Annotated in this window: 19 protein-coding genes; 2 read left to right on the forward strand and 17 right to left on the reverse strand. The window is 65.8% G+C overall.

Features of this window, described 5'->3' with window-relative positions:
• Window position 1 precedes the first annotated feature (1 nt).
• Together ACYU98_RS10545 and ACYU98_RS10550 are read right to left on the reverse strand one after the other, a co-directional pair.
• On the reverse strand, window positions 2-280 hold the full coding sequence (locus ACYU98_RS10545) for a F0F1 ATP synthase subunit epsilon (protein WP_460468162.1): 279 nt from the start codon (window positions 278-280) through the stop codon (window positions 2-4).
• Window positions 281-354: 74 nt separating this feature from the next.
• Window positions 355-2,724 carry an asparagine synthase-related protein gene (locus ACYU98_RS10550; protein ID WP_460468163.1) on the reverse strand — a complete coding sequence of 790 codons (2,370 nt, stop codon included), beginning with the start codon at window positions 2,722-2,724 and terminating at the stop codon, window positions 355-357.
• Between the two features lie 44 nt (window positions 2,725-2,768).
• On the opposite strand from ACYU98_RS10550, the gene ACYU98_RS10555 reads away from it, so the two are divergent.
• On the forward strand, window positions 2,769-3,596 hold the full coding sequence (locus tag ACYU98_RS10555; RefSeq protein ID WP_460468164.1) for a hypothetical protein: 828 nt from the start codon (window positions 2,769-2,771) through the stop codon (window positions 3,594-3,596).
• Window positions 3,597-3,612: 16 nt separating this feature from the next.
• Here ACYU98_RS10555 and ACYU98_RS10560 read toward each other — a convergent pair whose 3' ends face one another.
• From ACYU98_RS10560 to ACYU98_RS10630, 15 genes are all read right to left on the reverse strand, one after another.
• Window positions 3,613-4,587, reverse strand: a complete 975-nt coding sequence (locus tag ACYU98_RS10560) for a peptidoglycan-binding protein (protein WP_460468165.1) — start codon at window positions 4,585-4,587, stop codon at window positions 3,613-3,615.
• Window positions 4,588-4,741: 154 nt separating this feature from the next.
• The gene (locus ACYU98_RS10565; protein ID WP_460468166.1) at window positions 4,742-6,028 is read right to left on the reverse strand and encodes a uracil-xanthine permease family protein; all 1,287 of its coding nucleotides are present in this window, start codon (window positions 6,026-6,028) and stop codon (window positions 4,742-4,744) included.
• A gap of 86 nt (window positions 6,029-6,114) precedes the next feature.
• Window positions 6,115-7,572, reverse strand: a complete 1,458-nt coding sequence (gene atpD / locus ACYU98_RS10570; RefSeq protein ID WP_460468167.1) for a F0F1 ATP synthase subunit beta — start codon at window positions 7,570-7,572, stop codon at window positions 6,115-6,117.
• A gap of 24 nt (window positions 7,573-7,596) precedes the next feature.
• Window positions 7,597-8,508, reverse strand: coding sequence for a F0F1 ATP synthase subunit gamma (locus tag ACYU98_RS10575; RefSeq protein ID WP_460468168.1), 912 nt, complete (start codon window positions 8,506-8,508; stop codon window positions 7,597-7,599).
• Window positions 8,509-8,553: 45 nt separating this feature from the next.
• Window positions 8,554-10,188: a F0F1 ATP synthase subunit alpha gene (atpA, locus tag ACYU98_RS10580; RefSeq protein WP_460468169.1), complete on the reverse strand. Its 1,635-nt coding sequence runs from the start codon at window positions 10,186-10,188 to the stop codon at window positions 8,554-8,556.
• An 82-nt stretch (window positions 10,189-10,270) separates the two neighbouring features.
• Window positions 10,271-11,083, reverse strand: a complete 813-nt coding sequence (locus ACYU98_RS10585; protein WP_460468170.1) for a F0F1 ATP synthase subunit delta — start codon at window positions 11,081-11,083, stop codon at window positions 10,271-10,273.
• Entirely contained in the window at window positions 11,083-11,673 is a 591-nt protein-coding gene (locus tag ACYU98_RS10590) for a F0F1 ATP synthase subunit B (RefSeq protein ID WP_460468171.1), read from the reverse strand. Before ACYU98_RS10590 ends, ACYU98_RS10585 begins: the two co-directional genes overlap by 1 nt.
• Window positions 11,674-11,747: 74 nt before the next feature.
• Entirely contained in the window at window positions 11,748-11,957 is a 210-nt protein-coding gene (gene atpE / locus ACYU98_RS10595; RefSeq protein WP_460468172.1) for an ATP synthase F0 subunit C, read from the reverse strand.
• Between the two features lie 109 nt (window positions 11,958-12,066).
• The gene (atpB, locus tag ACYU98_RS10600; protein ID WP_460468173.1) at window positions 12,067-12,867 is read right to left on the reverse strand and encodes a F0F1 ATP synthase subunit A; all 801 of its coding nucleotides are present in this window, start codon (window positions 12,865-12,867) and stop codon (window positions 12,067-12,069) included.
• A gap of 105 nt (window positions 12,868-12,972) precedes the next feature.
• Complete coding sequence (locus ACYU98_RS10605; protein ID WP_460468174.1) at window positions 12,973-13,218, reverse strand: hypothetical protein; 246 nt, start codon at window positions 13,216-13,218, stop codon at window positions 12,973-12,975.
• Window positions 13,218-13,664, reverse strand: a complete 447-nt coding sequence (locus ACYU98_RS10610; protein ID WP_460468175.1) for a hypothetical protein — start codon at window positions 13,662-13,664, stop codon at window positions 13,218-13,220. The genes ACYU98_RS10605 and ACYU98_RS10610 overlap by 1 nt, the downstream gene beginning before the upstream one ends.
• Window positions 13,665-13,737: 73 nt before the next feature.
• Window positions 13,738-14,838, reverse strand: a complete 1,101-nt coding sequence (locus tag ACYU98_RS10615) for a glycosyltransferase family 4 protein (protein WP_460468176.1) — start codon at window positions 14,836-14,838, stop codon at window positions 13,738-13,740.
• Window positions 14,839-14,856: 18 nt separating this feature from the next.
• On the reverse strand, window positions 14,857-16,131 hold the full coding sequence (locus ACYU98_RS10620; RefSeq protein ID WP_460468177.1) for a serine hydroxymethyltransferase: 1,275 nt from the start codon (window positions 16,129-16,131) through the stop codon (window positions 14,857-14,859).
• Between the two features lie 4 nt (window positions 16,132-16,135).
• Complete coding sequence (locus ACYU98_RS10625) at window positions 16,136-16,951, reverse strand: L-threonylcarbamoyladenylate synthase (RefSeq protein ID WP_460468178.1); 816 nt, start codon at window positions 16,949-16,951, stop codon at window positions 16,136-16,138.
• Window positions 16,948-18,111: a PLP-dependent cysteine synthase family protein gene (locus ACYU98_RS10630; RefSeq protein WP_460468179.1), complete on the reverse strand. Its 1,164-nt coding sequence runs from the start codon at window positions 18,109-18,111 to the stop codon at window positions 16,948-16,950. The genes ACYU98_RS10625 and ACYU98_RS10630 overlap by 4 nt, the downstream gene beginning before the upstream one ends.
• A gap of 65 nt (window positions 18,112-18,176) precedes the next feature.
• Between ACYU98_RS10630 and ACYU98_RS10635 the strand changes: the two genes are divergently transcribed.
• On the forward strand, window positions 18,177-18,746 hold the full coding sequence (locus ACYU98_RS10635; protein ID WP_460468180.1) for a pentapeptide repeat-containing protein: 570 nt from the start codon (window positions 18,177-18,179) through the stop codon (window positions 18,744-18,746).
• The last annotated feature ends 6 nt before the right edge of the window (window positions 18,747-18,752 follow it).

Genomic DNA, 18,752 nt, shown 5'->3' on the forward strand with positions numbered 1-18,752 from the left:
TTCAGGCAGTCGTGGAGGCGGTCTCGATGGAGTCGGAGACGATCGTCACCTTGCTCTGGTCGTCGACCGAGACGAACCCGCCCTGGACCTTTGCGGTCTGCCGGCCACCCTCAACGGTGTCGATCCGAACCTCACCGGAGTCGGCGAGCACCGACAGCACCGGGGTGTGACCAGGCAGGATTCCCATCTCACCGTCGACGGTACGGATGTAGACCGCCGTGGCGTCGCCTTCCCAGACCATGCGGTCGGCGGCGACAAGCTGGACGTTCAGGCTGCTCACGGGACTCTCCTGGGCAAGGGTACGGGCGTGCGTGTGCAGTCTACCTGCGCGACGAGGGTGCTCCGAACCGGTCGTCAGTGCACGAAGACAACGGCCATCGGGGTCTGCTCCGAACCCTGTCCGAGCGGGTTGTCGGCGAACATCTCCTCGAACCGGGTCCAGGGCGGCGAGACATCGGCGCCGAGCACATTGCGGCCGATGTCGTTGGCGTCCATCACGATGGTGCCAGCGAAATTGCTCCGGTACGGCTCGGGCAGCCGGTCGCGCAGCATCGCCGAGATCCGGGCGGCCACATCGTTGGGGTCCTTCGGCGCCAGCTTCGCCGACACGTTCGAGGGGTAGGCCGAATATTCGGTCGGGCCGTCGATCGCCCGAATGTCGTTGCCGACGAGTTCGTAGAACAGACCCTTGCGGCCGATCACCTTGCCGACGGCCCCCCCGGCACTGGCGAAGAGAACCCGCGACAACCCGGCTTCCTGGATGGCCAGCTGCATGGTGAACGGCGAACCGAGACCGATGCCTGCGGGTGTGCGGGTGACGTATTTGGACAGCACTCGCGCCGGACGGCCGACTTCGATGTCCCAGATGAAGTAGGACCGCCCCTGCGTGATGGCGATGATCTTCTCGGAGATGAAGTAGTACCACTGCTTATCGGCAAGCGCCGACGCCATTTCGGCATCGGCGGCGAGCGTGGCGAAGAAGCGGTCAAGGGTCTGGGCAACGTAGGCGTCGATGTCGGTGGTCTTGTCGACCAGGTCGGTGCGCAGCGGGAACCGCGACACCTGCTCCCCCAGGCTGGTGGTCAGGCCCAGCGACTTGCCCTCGTTGGGTTCGAGGTCGGTCTTGATCCGGACCGGCGCGGGCTCATCATCGGGCTTCTCGTCGAAGAACTCGCGCAGCCACAGCTCCATCCCGACGAATCGCCAGAAGGTCGCGGAGTCAACGGGGTTGGTGCCCTTGATCCAGCCTTCGAAGGCGTGCAGCACCTCGCTCTGGTCGACATAGGGGCGGTTTGCGAACTCCTCACTCAAGAAGATGCCGTAGAAGAAGCTCTTCAACCGGGTGAACCACTCACGCTGGATCGGTCCGATTTCCACCGCCGACGGACCGTCGACAACGGCGCCGGGAGCCTTCCCGCGTGCGGCCTCGCGAAGGGCCTGCTCATCGCGGCCGGCGACAACCAGTTCGCTGTCGGACAACGCCAAGGCGGCCGCGACGACATTGTCATCGAGGTAGGGGTGGCGGTCGGTCACGCCAAAGAACGCGCTGTTGCGAGCCGCGGCGCGTAGCCGCGGGGCGAGCGCGCCGCCGTCGAGCGCGGCGCGGGCGCCTGCGGCCAACGTGGTTCCGGTCGTAGTCGGCGCTTCCCCTGCGTCAACGGCGCGCAGCGAGCGGCTGAGCAACTGCTCCACCGGCACACCCGCACCCTTACGGCGGGCGGCGAGCGCCTGCTTGCCCAGTCGAGCCGCGGTGGCCGGCGATGCGGTCAGCGAGCGCGCCGCACCGACGACACCCTGCCCGCGCAGATGCGCTCGTACGCTGTCGTCGCCACCGGCGAGCAGGTCGTGGGCGCCGGTGTCGCGCAACAGAACTCCACCACCACCGACGGCCCGCTTGAGGAAGAAGTCGATATAAGCGCCGGCGTCAACGACCGGTTCCTGCTGCACCCGTACGAACTGTTCGAGGTCCTTCTTCAGGGTGTCGGCCGACGGCTCGAGACTCTGGTCACCGCTGCCGCTGACCGGGGCGCCGGACAGCTTGAGAGCGTAGGTCGGAGCCTGTGGCGCGAAGGCGGCCAGGGTCGCTGTTTCGAGTGCGCCGTCAACGACGACACCCACACCCTCGCCGGCTCGGGTGGTGACCGCTTCTTCGAGCGCCTTCGCGAACGCGGTGGGCTTCGTTGGCGGCTGAACCAAGGGCTGGCGGGTGATCCCGGCGGCGCTAATAACAACGCACTCGCCCGCGCGCACCTGTTCGATTCCGGCATAGAAGGTGCGCTCGGTGTCGTCGGTCATGCCGAAGCGCAGGAATCGAGCGAGGGTGCGCTCATCGACAGCCCTGTCAACGGCGCCGGCTGCGAGAATCCCGGCGATGCTGCCAGCGACATAGGTGGTCTCGCCCGCGCGCGCGAGATAGAGCGGGAGGGTGCCGAACCGGTCGCGGGCAAGGGTGAGTGTCGCGGCGGCGTCGTCCCAGATCGCGGCCGCCCAGGATCCCTGCAATGCGCCGAGCGCCGCAACCCCATCGGCAGCGAGCGCATCCGCGCTGCCGGACAACAGATCCCCAACGAGCACAGCCGTTCGGTCGCCGGCGGTCACCGGCGCAGTGACCGAGGCAAGCGCGTAGCGCCCCGCCGACCCGACGCGGTGACCGCCATCAGCGCCCAATTCCTGAAGGGCCCCCTCGTTACCGGCCGGTCCGACATATCCAACGATTGCGCACATGGCCACGATCTTAGGTGGGCGGGACGCCTGTCAGGATGATCGCCATGGTCCTCGGCTTGGTCTGCGCCCTGGTGGCGGCTGTCGCATACGGCTCCGCGACGATCCTTCAGGCGCTCGGCGTACGCGCGATGGCGGCTGTGCCCGAGGCGATCTCCGCGCCGCGCCGGTTGTGGTCCGGGCGGCTCTACGCAGCGGGCCTTGGGCTCGATGCGGCCGGATTCGTCCTGACGTTCATCGCGTTGCGCGACCTGCCCATCTTCCTGGTCGAGTCGGCGACCGCCTCATCGGTGGCGATCACCGCCGTTCTGGCAACCTTCGTCCTCGGCGTCGTCCTCAGCCGCCGCGAGCTCGTTGCCCTCGCGGTGGTGGGAATTGGGTTGGTGCTGTTGGCCATCAGCGCCCAGGAGGGAGCGGCCCGAGTCATCGGGACGAACGGGCTGCGCTGGATCGGGCTGGCGTCGATCCCCGTCCTCCTGCTCGCCCTGGGTGCTTCTGCCGACCGCAACCGTGGCCGTTCGGCGAACCTGCTCGCGGTCAGTTGCGGGCTCGGGTTCGGCCTGCTGGCAATCGGCGCCCGGGTGGTGCGTGTCGACCACGGCTGGTGGCACCTGTTGGCGCAACCCGAGGTCTGGGCGATCATCGTCGGTGGCGCGGTCGGGATCCTCGCCTATGGATTCGCCCTCGCCCGCGGCCGCGCGGTCACCGTCACCGCCATCACCTTCGCCACCGAAACCGTGGTGCCGGCGGTTATCGGTCTGAGCTTTCTGGGTGACGGGGTGCGCTCGGGTTTCTGGCCGCTGATGATCGGCGGGTTCGTGCTGACCCTCGGCGGCTGCATCGCGCTTGCCGGCCAGGCCGAGCAGGAAAGCTGACCCCCCTACTCGCGCATCAGGCGCAGTAGGTCGCGGGCATCCTGGTCGATGTCGCGCCCGACCAGGGAGCGCACATCGCGATCCCCCGGTTCGCCAGCCCCTTCTTGATGTAGGCCAGGGTCGAGGGAGTCTTGCCCATGTGGTTCAGGTGAACGACCACGGTGCTGCCCGGCCTTGCGTTGCGCACGATGTAGTTCGCGGCGCTGTAGGCCGACTTCCCGTCCCAGTCGCGCGGGTCCAGGTTCCACAAGCAGCTGTACTTTCCATTCTGGGACAGAATGCTGTTCACCCGGGCATTGGTTGCGCCGTACGGCGGCCGCAGGTAGTTGCTGTTGACCTGCGGGCGGGTGATCTCCCACGTAATGCCCGCGTTCGACAACGTCGTCAGGTCGCGGTGGTCGTAGGTGTGGTCTACTACCAGCATCCCGTTCGCCCGGGCATAACCCGGGTCGGCGCGACCGGCAGCCACCGCGTTCCCGTTGGGCGCGACGCCAATGCCGATCCCGTTCACCTTCGCGGTATAGACGAGCGACCGGAAGCTGCTCATGCTGGGCGACGTGTCGTCGAAGACCAACAGCACCTTGTTGCCATTGTTGCCGCAGCGGCTGGCCCGATAGGTCGACGACGGCGGCGGCGTGCTCCCCGTCACGAGGTGTGACCAGGTGATCGGACCCACAACACCGTCGACCGCCAACCCCTTGGACCGCTGGAAACTCCTGACTGCGCTCAGCGTCGCCGGGCCGAAGCTGCCATCGGCACTGATGGATGCGCCGTACGCCCGCAGTCGCGTCTGTGCCTGCGTCACGCAGCTGCCGTGATCGGCGTAGCGGAGCACCGGCCGGCTCGAGGCCGGGGTGGTCGCGGTGCAGCTTCGAGTAGCCGCGCTCGCCGCGGAGGCGACTGTGAGGCCCATCCCGGTCATCGCTGTTGCGGCCACCAAGCCGAGCACGGCTGAGCGCTTGCGAATGTTCGTGCGCTTGCGAATGTTCATGACTCCCCCTGTGGCGAGTCGGCGAGGTGATGCCCCTCATCACCTTCTTGCTACCGACTTGCCTCTGTGACATCACGATCCGCCGACCGATGCCGTGAGAGCCATGGGCACACCTGCCCGCGGGCAGAGCTACCCGTTCCTGCGCTCGTCGAGCTCAGGCCTCGACCGCAGCCTCCGGGTCGGCCACCGCACCAGTCAGCCGGTTCAAGCCGCGCATCACGTGGTAGCTGACAAGCACCGCGATGGTCCCGAGCGCGATGCCGGTGAAGGTCAGGTTGCCGACCTTCCAGGTGTAATCGGCGATGCCGATGATCAGCCCAATCGCGGCCGAGGTCAGGTTGATCGGGTTCGCCAGGTCGACCTTCGACTCGATCCAGATGCGGGCACCGAGCAGCCCGATCATCCCGTAGAGCATCGTTCCGGCCCCACCGAGAACCCCCGCCGGAACCGTCGCGATCGCGGCCCCGAACTTCGGGCAGAAGCTGAGCAGCAGGGCGCCGATCGCGGCCACCCAATAGGCCGCCGTCGAGTAGACCTTCGTCGCCGCCATCACGCCGATGTTCTCCGCGTAGGTCGTCGTTCCTGACCCGCCCCCGAGGCCGGCGAGGGTTGTCGCGAGACCATCAGCGATGAGCGCGCGGCCCGAGACGTCGTCCAGGTCGCGACCCGTCATCTGGGCAACGGACTTCACGTGGCCGATGTTCTCCGCGACCAGGACCAGCACCACCGGAACGAAGAGCACGATCACGGAGGCGTGGAAGGTCGGGTGGTGGAAGGTCGGCGGGCCGATCCAGTCGGCGCTTTGCACGGCGGCGAACTTCACTTCGCCACGGGCGACGGCCACCAGGTAGCCGGCGACGACCCCGATCAGGATCGCGAGCCGGCCGAGCAGGCCCTTGACCAGAACCGTCACGAGGCCGATGACGACGAGCGTCACTGTTGCCGTCACCGGCGAGACGACGAAGTTGTTCTTTGCCGCCGGGGCCAAGTTCAACCCGATGAGCGCGACGATCGCCCCGGTGACCAGGGGCGGCATCAGCCAGCGCAACCAAGCGGCGCCGGCGACCTGCACCAGCACCCCCACGAGGGCCAGCACCACGCCGCTGAGCAGCACGCCACCGAGCGCCCCACCCATCCCGTGATCGGCGGTTGCCGCGCTGATCGGGGCGATGAACGCGAACGACGAGCCGAGGTAGGACGGCACCCGCCCCGCGGTCAGCAGCAGGAAGATGATCGTTCCGAGGCCCGAGAAGAACAGGGTCGTTGCCGGCGGGAAATGAGTCAGCAACGGAACCAGGAAAGTCGCGCCGAACATCGCCACGATGTGTTGCGCGCCAATCCCGATGGTCAGTGGCCAGATCAGCCGTTCCTCAGGAGCGACGACCTCGCCTTCACCGATCGTTCGTCCGTCACCGTGCAGCGTCCATCCCAGTCCGTTCACGAGGGAGAACACTAACCGGAAACCGCGAAACCCCCTGCACGATGCTGCTCGTGCAGGGGGTTTCAACCGCGAGGCGGTCAGGGAAATCAGCCCTCGAGTTCCTTCGCGCGGCGCTCGACGTCGTCGAGGCCACCGCACATGAAGAACGCCTGCTCGGGCAGGTGGTCGAAGTCACCGTCAGCGATCTTGGTGAACGCCTCGATGGTGTCGGCCAGCGGAACCGTCGAACCCTCGATGCCGGTGAACTGCTTGGCAACGTAGGTGTTCTGCGACAGGAAGCGCTGAATACGACGGGCGCGGTTGACCAAGATCTTGTCTTCCTCGGACAACTCGTCGATACCGAGGATCGCGATGATGTCCTGCAACTCCTTGTTGCGCTGCAGGATTCCCTTGATCCGGACGGCCGTCTCGTAGTGGTCCTTGGCGATGTAACGCGGGTCAAGAATGCGCGACGTCGAGGTCAGCGGGTCCACTGCGGGGTAGATACCCATCGAGGCGATGTCACGCGAAAGCTCGGTGGTCGCATCGAGGTGGGCGAAGGTCGTCGCCGGAGCCGGGTCGGTGTAGTCGTCGGCCGGAACGTAGATCGCCTGCATGGAGGTGATCGAGTGACCGCGGGTCGAGGTGATGCGCTCCTGCAGGAGACCCATCTCGTCGGCCAGCGTCGGCTGATAACCCACCGCGGACGGCATGCGGCCCAGCAGGGTCGACACCTCCGAACCGGCCTGGGTGAAGCGGAAGATGTTGTCGATGAACAACAACACGTCCTGACCGCGAACGTCACGGAAGTACTCCGCCATCGTCAGGGCCGACAGGGCGACGCGCAGACGCGTGCCCGGCGGCTCGTCCATCTGGCCGAAGACAAGAGCGGTCTGACCGAGAACCCCGGCCTCTTCCATTTCGACCATCAGGTCGTTGCCCTCACGGGTGCGCTCACCGACACCGGCGAACACCGAAACACCACCGTGATCGCGAGCGACTCGGGCGATCATTTCCTGGATCAGAACGGTCTTGCCGACACCGGCACCACCGAACAGACCAATCTTTCCACCCTCGACGTACGGCGTCAGGAGGTCGATGACCTTGATGCCCGTCTGGAACATGGTGGTCTTCGACTCGAGCTGGTCGAACGCCGGAGCCTTGCGGTGGATGCCCCAGCGCTCGGTGACCTCGAGGGTCTCGCCCTCGGCCAGGTTCAGGCACTCACCGGTGGTGTTGAACACCTTTCCGAGGGTGACATCGCCCACCGGAACGGTGATCGGGCCGCCGGAGTCCTTGACCGCAGCGCCGCGCACCAGCCCATCGGTCGGCTGCAGGGAGACCGCGCGGATCATGCTGTCGCCGATGTACTGGGCGACCTCAAGGTTGACGTTCTTCTTGCCTTCACCGAAGTCGACCTCGGTGGTCAGCAAGTTGTACATCTCCGGCATCGTGTCGACGCTGAACTCCACGTCGACGACCGGGCCGATCACACGCGAGATGCGACCGACACCGCCGGGCTGCTGGGCCGGGGCGGCCTCGTGCTCGGTAGCAACAGTGCTCATTGAATTTCCTTCGTCCTGGGGCGCTCAGCCGGCGTCTGCGAGTGCGCTGGCGCCGCCAACGATCTCGCTGATCTCTTGAGTGATTTCGGCCTGACGGGCCTGGTTGGCCAGTCGGGTGTAGGTGTTGATGAGTTCCGTGGCGTTGTCGGTCGCCGACTTCATCGAACGTTGGCGGGCGGCAAGCTCGGAGGCAGCCGACTGCAGCAACGCGTTGAAGATCCGCGACTCGATGTACTTCGGCAACAACGCCTCCAGCACGGCCTCCGGGTTCGGTTCGAACTCGAACAGCGGCTGGGGACCATCAGCGTTGCCATCGCCGTCGGCATCGACGTCACCGTCGACGACCTCCAGCGGCAACAGCCGCAGCACGGTCGGCACCTGGGTCACCATGTTCACGAAGCGGGTGTAGACGATGTGTACCTCGTCGACGCCGCCCTCCTCCGAGCCCTTGGTGAAGTCCTCGGCGAGCCGGCGACCGATCTCCCGCGCCGCTTCCGCGGTCGGGCTGTCGGTGAAGCCGGTCCACTCAGCGGCGAAGTCGCGACGGCGGAACTTGTAGTAACCAACCGCCTTGCGTCCCACCAGGAACGGCACCGATTCGATGCCGCTCTGCTGGAGGTGCTCAATCAACTCACCACTGCGCTTGATCGCGTTGACCGAGTAAGACCCGGCCAGACCGCGGTCGGCAGTGATGATCACAACCGCCGCGCGCTGGGGCTTGTCACGCTCGGTAGTCAACACGTGGTTCACGTCCGTACGGCCGGCGACGGCCGACAGCGCACGGGTCAACGCGACCGCGTACGGCGTGGACCGCTCCACCGCCTGCCGAGCCTTGACCACCCGGGAGGCGGCGATGAGCTCCATCGCCCGGGTGATCTTCTTCGTGGCCTGGACCGACCGGATGCGCTGGCGATAAATCCGCTGCTGCGCTCCCATGGGCCTTCCTTCCTTGTCGAACCGTCAGGTGATCGTCTGCGAAGCTCAGTGCTTCTGCTTGACGATCTGCTGCTGGTTGATCTGGTCCTGGGTCAGTTCGTCGAAGCGCTCCGAACCCTCACCACCGTGTTCGGGGGTGGAACGGAACTCCTTCTTGAACTGCGCCATCGCGTTCTCCAGCGTCTTCTTGCCGTCGTCGTCGAGCTTGGCGCTCTCCCGAACGGCCGACAGGAAGTCGCTGTTGTTGCGGCGCAGGTAGTCGGTCCACTCACCCTCGAAGCGCGAGATGTCCTCGGTGGCGATGTCGTCGAAGTGACCCGCGGTGCCGGCCCAGATGGAAGCGACCTGCTCCTCCATCGGGTAGGGCGAGTTCTGCGGCTGCTTGAACATGGCCATCAGACGCTCACCACGAGCCAGCTGGCGGCGGGACGCGGAGTCGAGGTCCGAGGCGAACATGGCGAACGCCTGCATCTCGCGGAACTGCGCCAGGTCGACCTTGATCGAACCGGTCACTGCCTTCATGGCCTTGGTCATCGCCGCACCACCGACACGCGAGACGGAGATACCGACATCGACGGCGGGGCGCTGGTTGGCGTTGAACAGGTCGGACTGCAGGAAGATCTGACCGTCGGTGATCGAGATGACGTTGGTCGGGATGTACGCCGAAACGTCACCGGCCTTGGTCTCGATGATCGGCAGACCGGTCATCGAACCGGCACCGAGCTCGTCGGACAGCTTCGCGCAACGCTCGAGCAGACGCGAGTGCAGGTAGAAGACGTCACCGGGGTAAGCCTCGCGGCCCGGCGGGCGACGCAGTAGCAGCGACATGGAGCGGTAGGCCTCGGCCTGCTTGCTCAGGTCGTCGAACACGATCAGGACGTGCTTGCCGGCGTACATCCAGTGCTGGCCGATGGCCGAACCGGTGAACGGAGCGAGGTACTTGAAGCCGGCTGCTTCACCCGCGGGAGCGTTGACGATGGTGGTGTATTCCATCGCGCCCGCCTCTTCGAGGGTGCCGCGGACCTCGGCGACGGTCGAGTTCTTCTGACCGATCGCGACGTAGATACAGCGAACCTGCTTGCTCGGGTCGCCGGTCTCCCAGTACTTCTTCTGGTTGATGATCGTGTCGGTGGCGATCGTGGTCTTGCCGGTCTTGCGGTCACCGATGATCAGCTGGCGCTGGCCACGGCCGATCGGGGTCATCGAGTCGATGGCCTTGATGCCGGTCATCATCGGCTCGTGGACCGACTTGCGGTTGACCACGTTAGGAGCCTGAAGCTCCAGCTCGCGGCGACCTTCGGCCTTGATCTCGCCCAGGCCGTCGATCGGGTGACCCAGCGGGTCAACCACGCGGCCGAGGAACTCGTCACCGACCGGGACCGAGAGGACCTCGCCGGTGCGCTTGACTTCCTGACCTTCCTCGATGCCGTCGTAGTCACCCAGGATGACCACGCCGATTTCGTGAACGTCGAGGTTCAGCGCGAGGCCGAGCGTTCCGTCCTCGAACTGCAGCAGTTCGTTGGTCATCGCGCTGGGCAGGCCCTCGACGTGGGCAATGCCGTCAGCGGCGGTGGTGACCCGACCGACCTCGTCACGGGAGGCCGCACCGGGCTCGTACGTCTGCACATAGCCGTCGAGCGCTGCCCGAATCTCTTCCGGACGGATGGAGAGCTCCGTCATCATCTTCTCCTTCATGTGGGCCGCGGCCCGTTGCTCAAGTCGTCAGTGAATGGCGAGGTAATGCCCGCTCAAGGAGTGAAACTCAGTTCGCCAAGTTGCGGCGAACCTCCTCGAGCCGACTGAGGGTGGTTCCGTCGATGACCTCGTCACCGACCTGGACACGGATGCCGCCGACGACCGAAGGGTCGACCACGACGTTCGTCATGACATCGCGCCCGTAAAGGGCGTGCAAGGCACGACTCAGGCGCTCCCGGTGCTCGTCCGACAGCGGGATGGCGGCCGTCACGACGGCCGTCAACTGCTGGCGTACGGAGGCGGCTACCGCGAGGTAGTCCTCCAGCACCCGCCCATAACGGCGGTCGCGGGGGTGTTCAGCGGCCCGCTCGGCGAGGAAAGCCGTCTCCGGCTCAGCCTTGCCATCGAGCAACTTGGCAACCAGCTCCGCCTTGTCCTTGCCCGCACGCTGGCGGTCCAAGAACGCGTCACGCAAGCCGGCGTCACCGGCGACCGTGCGTTCGAAGCGGAACAACTGCTCCTCGACGGTGTCGATAACACCCCGACGATCGGCAGCAGCAAACGCCGCAGCGACTGCAAGATGCTCGACAGCATCGGAGGCATCGCGATCCTTGCCCCACCGCTGCTCGGCGACCTGACGCAACAGCTTCACGACGCCGTCACTGACCTTGCCCCCGAAGAGGTTGTCGACCAGTTGGGCCCGCGCGGCGGGTTCCTGGGTCGGGTCGGTCAGTGCGCGACGCAGCGACGTGTTGGCGTCGAGGACATCGGTTGCAGCGAAGAGCTCGCGCGAGGTTGCCCCCGCATCGGCCCCACCAGTGAGGAGGGTGCCGAGCGATGCGCGGGTTGCAGCGAGTGCGGTCCGGGAAGCGCCCTGCATCAGTTGCCTGCCTCAGAACCGATCTTCGTCGGCTTGACCGAACCAGACTCCAGTTCAGCCAGGAACCGCTCGACGATGCCCTTTTGACGGGTTTCATCGTGCAGGGACTCGCCGACAATCTTGCTGGCGAGGTCAGTCGACATCCGACCCACGTCGCTCTTCAGCGACGCAGCGGCCTGCTGGCGCTCCGCATCGGTCTGCCGGTGACCGGCTTCCACGATGCGACCCGCTTCGGCCTGAGCCTGAGCCCGGGATTCCTCGACGATCTGCGCGCCTTGGGCGCGCGCGTCCTCGCGGATCTGCGCGGCCTCGTCACGAGCCGAAGCAAGCTGCGCTTCGTATTCGTGCTTGGCGGACTCGGCTTCCTTCTGGGCGGCCTGCGCCTGCTCCATGCCGCCTTCGATGGCGGCGCGGCGCTCGGCGTATGCCTTCTCCAGATTCGGCACGACAAACTTCTTGATCAACACAAACAAGATCGCGAACGCGATCAAGCTGAAGATCAGCTCGCCATAGGCCGGCAGGATCGGGGTCTTGGTGCCCGGCCCGTCCTCAGCCACGACGCTCAGCGTCGTCACGGCCAGGTTGTGCATAGGTTTCTCCTAATTCGGCAGCGGGTTCGCAGCGAGCTCACCGCGCTGCAAGGGAAATACCGAGAGCGATCGAATTAGCTCTTGAAGACGAACGCGAGCACCAGACCGAAGATGGCCAGCGCCTCAGCGAGCGCGAAGCCCAGGATGGCGATCGACTGCAGCATGCTGCGGGATTCCGGCTGGCGAGCCACGCCGTTGATGTACGCGGCGAAGATGAGGCCGATGCCGATACCGGGGCCGATGGCCGAGAGGCCGTAGCCGAGGATCGCGATGTTGCCAGTCACGATGAACTCTCTTTCCTGTTTGTTTCTGTGGTCCCGCCTGGCACTTCACCAGGCGACGTTTTGAACTGATTCAGTTGGTCGTGCGCACCGCTCGCGAGGAACGGGAGTCTCAGTGGTCGTGCGAGATCGCGTCGGCAATGTAAGTCGCCGCGAGCATGGTGAAGATGTAGGCCTGCAGGAACTCGATCAGCGCTTCGAACACGGTCATCACGAAGGCCAGGATGAACGAGCCACCACCGGCGATCTTGATCCCGAAGCTACCGTGAACAACCATGTATTCGCCGCCGGTGATGAACAACAGCAGCAGCATGTGGCCGGCAAACATGTTGCCGAACAGTCGCAGCGCCAACGTCACCGGACGGGTGATGAAGTAGGTGATCAGTTCCAGCGGGATGACCAGGACGTAGATCGCCTTCGGCAGACCGGGCGGGAAGAGGCCCTTGAAATAGCCCGCGACGCCCTTCTCCTTGATACCCATGGCGTGGTAGACGACGTAGACAGCCAGGGTCAACGCCATCGGGAATCCGACACGGCCCATCGTGGCGAAGTTGAAGAACGGGATGATGCCGAACAGGTTGTTCACCAGGATCACGGTGAACAGGCTGAACAGCAGCGGGACGTACTTCATGAAGTTCTTGGTGCCGATGATGTCAGCGGCGATGCCATTACGAACGAAGCCGTAGGCCTGCTCGGTGATCCACTGCCCCTTGCCCGGAACCACCGCAGCCTTGCGGGTCGTGAAGATGAGGAAGCCGGCAATCAGGACGACCGAGATCGCCATCAGCACCATCGGGCGGGTGAAGGCGAAGTGCCCGGAGCCGATCAGCGGCTGCCAGAACTCATTCGGGGACGGGGCCTCATAGCTGCCGTCGGACGCCACCGCCAGTGCGGCCAGCGAGTTCGTGCTCACAGGATCTCCTCAGTCAACTTCCAACTTGAGCGGGCAGTGTGTTCGTTGTTCATCGCTTGCCGGGGAGCTTTTGTAGCGACTCGGTCTTTTGTCGATCCCACCAGCTCACCCCGTACCGTACCGGACCCAGATCACATACATCGACAGGGCCATTCCGGCCAGGATTCCCACCGGAAGCAGGAAGCCGGTGTCGAGCCAGTGATCGAGCAACCAACCGACGCCACCGAGCATGAGCGGCCCGGAAATCAGGTAGCTGGTGACCCCCCAGGCACTTGCCTCAGGGGCAGGTTCGCCATTTTCCATGGCACCGCCCGGCGCACCGAACAGCTTCTTCGGATCAAGGTCGGCCATCAGACCGCCTCATTCTCGGGAAGGTCGTAGACCGGCTTAGGCGTACGGACGAACGCGACGACTTGGGCGACCTGCCACAGCAGAGCGACGGCCAGAACAGCCAGACCGAACGCCGTGGTGTCGAGCCAGGACTGCCGCGAGAAGATCACGATGACCAGTCCGAGGAAGATGACTTGGCCGAGATAGACCGCGATCGCTCCCGTCAGAACGGAGATCGGGTGTTCGTTGATAACTCGCGTCATGACCATCAGCCCGGCCGCGAAGAACACCAGTGCAAGCAGCGCACCGAGCGCGGCGCCAGCGGCGCCTCGCGCATCACGAGCCAGCCAGAAAACGATCACGACGATCGGGAACGCGACGGCAGACACGAGGACGCCCGCGCGCAGCATCGCTGCGAACAGCGGCTTCGCGGGCGAAGTCTTTCCTCGGGTGTCGGCGCTGGCCACGGGGCTCCTCGTTCGGGGGCAGGGTCGGGCGTCTGAAGGCGTCAGATCGACTGATCGGACTTTGTGAAAACTATCACAAGGTCCGTTTTCGACTCAACTTGGGGAGCCCGACGGTCAGGGCGAAGCTGAGTGCCAGGCCGCCGACCAAGACCATTGTCGCGTATTCCACCCGCAGGAAGGCAAAGGACAGCACTCCCCCGGAGACCGACGCAGACCAGAGATAGAACAGCATGACGGCCTGGCTGTGCGGGTGGCCGATGCCGAGCATCCGGTGGTGCAGGTGCTTGGCGTCCGGCTTCCAGAAGCGCAGGCCACGGCGACGGATCGCCAGGATCACGTCGAGGATCGGAACGGCAAGGATCGACAACGGCAGGGCGATCGGCAGCCAGAACGCGACCAGGGCGGTGGCGCGCTGCGGTCCAGCACTCGGATCGAAGTTTCCGGTGAAGGTAATGGTGGCCGAGGCGAGCAAGAGACCCAGCAACAGCGCGCCGGCGTCGCCCATGAATAGCTTGGCCGGATGGAAGTTGTGGGGCAAGAAGCCCGCGCAACATCCGACGATGACCGCGGTCAGGAACGCCGAGGTGGAGAACACCGACGGCGGATCGAAGTTCGGCGGACTGGCCGTATAAACCCACACGAAGAAGGCCGCCGCGGCAATCGCCACCATCCCGGCGGCGAGACCGTCGAGGCCATCGACGAAGTTCACCGCGTTGGTGCTGGCCACCACGATGACGATGGTCAGCGGGACCAAGATCTCCTGCGGAAGCACCGTCTGAACGTTGCCGAAGGGCACGGTGATCATCTGGACGCCGGCGAAGGCCATCACGCCGGCGGCGATCATCTGGCCGGCGAACTTGGTCACCGCGTCGATCTCAATGAAGTCGTCGACCGCACCGAGAACGGTGATGATCAGCGCGCCGATCACCACGCCGTAGAGCGTCGGATTGTCGAACAGCTGCGACAGATAGGGCAACCGTGTCGCGACCAACGTCGCGGCGAGGAAGCCGAACAGCATGCCGACACCGCCCAGCCTGGGCACGGGGACGGAATGGACATCCCGTCCCCGCACCGGGGTCACCGCGCCGAACCGCACCGCGAACCGGCGTACGGCCGGCGTCGTGATGAAGGTGATGGCCGCGGCGACCACACAGACCAGAAGGTATTCGCGCATGCGTGTCCAGCGTTTTCCTCAGCGCGGGTAGGCGGGGAACCGGGTGACCAGTTCGGTGACGCCGGCGCGCACTTCCTGGGCGACCGGGTGCTCCGGGGTGCCGTCGGAAGCGGTGACCGCTTGGTGGATCAGCGAGGCGATCGTCTTCATCTCCTCGACACCCATGCCCTGAGTGGTGACCGAGGGGGTGCCGACCCGGATACCGGAGGCGACGTTCGGCTTCTGCGGGTCAAACGGAATCGCGTTCTTGTTCAATACAATTCCGGCTGCATCGGCGCGCTTCTCGGCGTCGGCACCCGTCACACCAACACCCTGCAGGTCGTGCAGCGAGAGGTGGGTGTCGGTTCCGCCGGTGGTTGGGCGGATGCCCAGCTCACCCAGGGAGGTGGCCAACTGCTGAGCGTTGGCGATGACCTGACGGGTGTACGCGGCGTATTCCGGGGTCGCACACTCCTTGAAGTTCACCGCCTTCGCGGCGATGGTGTGCATCTGGGGGCCGCCCTGCATCATCGGGAAGACGGCCTTGTCGATCTTGGCGGCGTGTTCTTCCTTGCAGACCAGCGCGCCCGAGCGCGGTCCGCGCAGCACCTTGTGGGTGGTGAAGCTGACGACATCGGCGTAGGGCACCGGGCTGGGGATCGCCTTGCCGGCAACCAGCCCGATGAAGTGAGCCGCGTCGACCCAGAAGATCGCGCCGATCTCGTCGGCCAGCTTGCGGAAGAACTCGAAGTCGATCAGCCGCGGGATCGCCGAGCCGCCGGCCAGGATCACCTTCGGCCGGTGTTCCTTGGCGAGGCGTTCCACTTCGGCGTAGTCGATGTTCTCGGTCTCTTTGTCGACGCCGTAGTGGACGGCGTTGAACCACTTGCCCGAGAAGCTGACCTTGGTGCCGTGGGTCAGGTGGCCGCCCATCGGCAGCGCCATCGCCAGGATGGTGTCGCCCGGCTGCATGAACGCGCCGTAGACCGCCTGGTTGGCGCTGGCTCCGGAGTGCGGCTGCACGTTCGCGTGGTCGGCGCCGAACAACTCCTTGGCGCGCTCGATCGCGATCGTCTCGGCCTTGTCGACTTCGGAGCAACCGCCGTAGTAACGGCGGCCCGGGTAGCCCTCGGCGTACTTGTTCGTCAGCGTCGAACCCAGCGCGGTGATGACAGCGGGGCTGGAGAGGTTCTCGCTGGCGATCAGTTGGAGACCGCTGCGAATTCGGTCGACCTCGGACAGCAGAACGCCGGCGATGTCGGGGTCGAACTGCTGCAGGGCGTCGAAGTCGGGGCCGTAGAAGGGTGTGGTCATCGGATCACCTTTGCTCGGGGTCGGCTGAGTCAGAGTCTGAATCGGTGGCTGGGACAGGATCGGCTGAATCGGCGTCAGCGGAATCGGCGGGCTCCAGCGCTGCACCGGAGTCGTCATGAGTGGCGGGCAGTTCACTCGGCTTGGTCAGGTCAACCGCAGCCGGACCGACATACGGATCAACCAACTCGACGTCGCCCAGCACCTCCCGCAGGCGGTCGGCGCTGATCGCGCCGTGGCGCAGCACGACCGGGTCGGCTTTGGTGCAGTCGAGCATGGTCGAGGGTTCACCGCCCTCGCGACCACCGGCATCCAGGTAGACCTCAACGGCCGGGCCGAAGGCGAAACCCGCCTCGGTAATGGTGGTGACCGGGGGCTGGCCGGTGCGATTGGCCGAGGTCACCGCCATCGGGCCGACCTCACGCAACAGTTCGAGGGTGAGTTCGTCGGACGGCTGCCGCAGCCCGACTGTGCCGTTGGTATCGCCGAGGTCCCAGGCCAGCGTCGGCTGGGACCGGAAGACCAGGGTCAGGCCACCCGGCCAGAACGCGTCCATCAACCTGCGGGCGTACGACGGCACCGCGGTCGCGAGACCGTCCACTGCCGCGCGGTCGGCGATCAAGACGGCGGACGGGCGCTCGCGTCCTCGGCCCTTGGCAGTCAGCATCGCCTCGACCCCGGAAACGCTGAACGCGTCGGTTCCGATGCCATAGACGGTGTCGGTCGGCATGATCACGCACTGCCCGGCTCGCGCGGCGGCGGCCGCGGCCGCGATGCCTTCTTGACGCCCCTGCTCGGTGGCGCAGTCGAAGACAGGACTCACGCGTCACTCCTCGGTTGGATGGATGTTCCGCAAGAGTCTCCCGCATTCGCACCGGCCGGCGCGAGGCGGTCGTCCCACTCACCGTGATCCCACGCCCGTTCCAGGAGCGGCCGGTAGCTGTCGGGGTCCATTCCGCTGTCGCGCAACCAGCCCCGGTCGTAGTAGGTCTGGGCGTAACGCTCACCCCCGTCGCAGAGCAGGGTCACGATGCTGCCGCGCTCCCCCGCCGCTCGCAGTTCGCAGGCAAGGCGCAGCACGCCATAAAGATTCGTACCGGTGGAGCCCCCGGCGAACAGGCCGGTGCGCTCACGCAGCAGGTGGACCGCGGCGATGGACGCCGCATCGGGCACCTTGATCATCCGGTCGACGACATCAGGGGCGAACGACGGTTCCGTACGGGGTCGGCCGATCCCTTCGATCCGTGATCCGCCGGTGATGGTGCGGGCGGGATCCCGGTCGACCCAGCCATCGAAGAAGGCCGACCGCTCCGGGTCGACAACACACAGGCGGGTGTCGTGGCCCTGATAGCGCAGGTAGCGGCCGATGGTGGCGGAGGTTCCACCGGTTCCCGCACCGACCACAACCCAGCGGGGGACGGGATGCGGTTCGTGGGACATCTGGCCGAAGATCGACTCGGCGATGTTGTTGTTCCCGCGCCAGTCGGTGGCCCGCTCGGCATAGGTGAACTGGTCCAGATAGTGACCACCGGACTTGTCGGCGATCTCCTGCGCGCGGGCGTAGACCAATGAGCCGTCATCGACGAAGTCGCACTCGCCGCCGTAGCGCTGAATGAGATCGACCTTCTGTCGACTGGTCGTCCGCGGCATGACCGCGATGAACTTCAGACCGAGCAACCGCGCGAAGTAGGCCTCGCTGACCGCGGTGGAGCCACTGCTGGCCTCGACGACCACGCTGTCGCGGCAGATCCGGCCGTTGCACAACGCGTACAGAAACAGGCTGCGGGCCAACCGGTGCTTCAGGCTGCCGGTCGGGTGGGTCGATTCGTCCTTGAGGTAGAGGTCGATACCCGCGGGGCCGTCGTGCAATGGCAGCAGGTGGGTGTCGGCGCTGCGATTCGCATCGGCGCCGACAGTTCGTACGGCCCAGGAGACCCAGGTTCGATCCTCGTCACAGCAGCGGGTCACATCGAGGTGGGGCATGGGCTCGATCGTAGGTGTTGGGGCTGGTGCCGCCGCGGCGGTTGCCGACCCGCGAGTATGACGCCATGGAGATCACTGGTCAGACCCTTGATCGCGCCGTCCTGGAAGAGGCCTTGCGCGGGGCAACCACCGCGGTCACCTTGCTGCGCTGCGACCTGCGCGATGCGAACCTGCGCGACCTTGATCTGACGGAGGTCAGCTTCGAGGAATGCGCCCTGGATGGCGCGGTCCTCGACGGCGCCCTGCTCGGCGACGCGGTGTTCACCGGTTGCCGGATGACCGGCGTGTCCATGCAACGGACCCGTGGCCTCGGTTTCGCGATGCGACGCTCGAATCTGTTCGCGGCGAACCTCATCGGGGCGGCGCTGGCGAATGTCGACCTCACCGGTTGCCGGTTCACCGAGGCAACCCTGCGCGCGGTCGACTTCCACGGGTCCATTTTCGACGAGTGCGACCTGACTGAGGCCGACCTGTTCGACGCGAACCTGAAGGACGCCGACCTGCGCGGCGCTCGGCTCGGGCCATGCGATCTCGATCGGCTGCGCGCGTTCAAGGGCGCGATCCTCAGCCCTCAGCAAGCGACCGACATCGTCGTCGACCTGACCGGCTGCAGCGTGATCCCGATCGAGCATTAGCCGATC

This window comes from Calidifontibacter terrae (assembly GCF_054778835.1).

Excerpts from the sequence above, each read along its gene's own strand:
- ACYU98_RS10590 (WP_460468171.1), bottom strand. The coding sequence starts at position 11,673 with ATGCACAACCTGGCCGTGACGACGCTGAGCGTCGTGGCTGAGGACGGG.
- ACYU98_RS10560 (WP_460468165.1), bottom strand. The coding sequence starts at position 4,587 with ATGAACATTCGCAAGCGCACGAACATTCGCAAGCGCTCAGCCGTGCTC.
- ACYU98_RS10615 (WP_460468176.1), bottom strand. The coding sequence starts at position 14,838 with ATGCGCGAATACCTTCTGGTCTGTGTGGTCGCCGCGGCCATCACCTTC.
- ACYU98_RS10585 (WP_460468170.1), bottom strand. The coding sequence starts at position 11,083 with ATGCAGGGCGCTTCCCGGACCGCACTCGCTGCAACCCGCGCATCGCTC.
- atpA (WP_460468169.1), bottom strand. The coding sequence starts at position 10,188 with ATGACGGAGCTCTCCATCCGTCCGGAAGAGATTCGGGCAGCGCTCGAC.
- ACYU98_RS10630 (WP_460468179.1), bottom strand. The coding sequence starts at position 18,111 with ATGCCCCACCTCGATGTGACCCGCTGCTGTGACGAGGATCGAACCTGG.
- ACYU98_RS10555 (WP_460468164.1), top strand. The coding sequence starts at position 2,769 with ATGGTCCTCGGCTTGGTCTGCGCCCTGGTGGCGGCTGTCGCATACGGC.
- ACYU98_RS10575 (WP_460468168.1), bottom strand. The coding sequence starts at position 8,508 with ATGGGAGCGCAGCAGCGGATTTATCGCCAGCGCATCCGGTCGGTCCAG.
- ACYU98_RS10635 (WP_460468180.1), top strand. The coding sequence starts at position 18,177 with ATGGAGATCACTGGTCAGACCCTTGATCGCGCCGTCCTGGAAGAGGCC.
- atpD (WP_460468167.1), bottom strand. The coding sequence starts at position 7,572 with ATGAGCACTGTTGCTACCGAGCACGAGGCCGCCCCGGCCCAGCAGCCC.
- ACYU98_RS10620 (WP_460468177.1), bottom strand. The coding sequence starts at position 16,131 with ATGACCACACCCTTCTACGGCCCCGACTTCGACGCCCTGCAGCAGTTC.
- ACYU98_RS10550 (WP_460468163.1), bottom strand. The coding sequence starts at position 2,724 with ATGTGCGCAATCGTTGGATATGTCGGACCGGCCGGTAACGAGGGGGCC.
- ACYU98_RS10605 (WP_460468174.1), bottom strand. The coding sequence starts at position 13,218 with ATGGCCGACCTTGATCCGAAGAAGCTGTTCGGTGCGCCGGGCGGTGCC.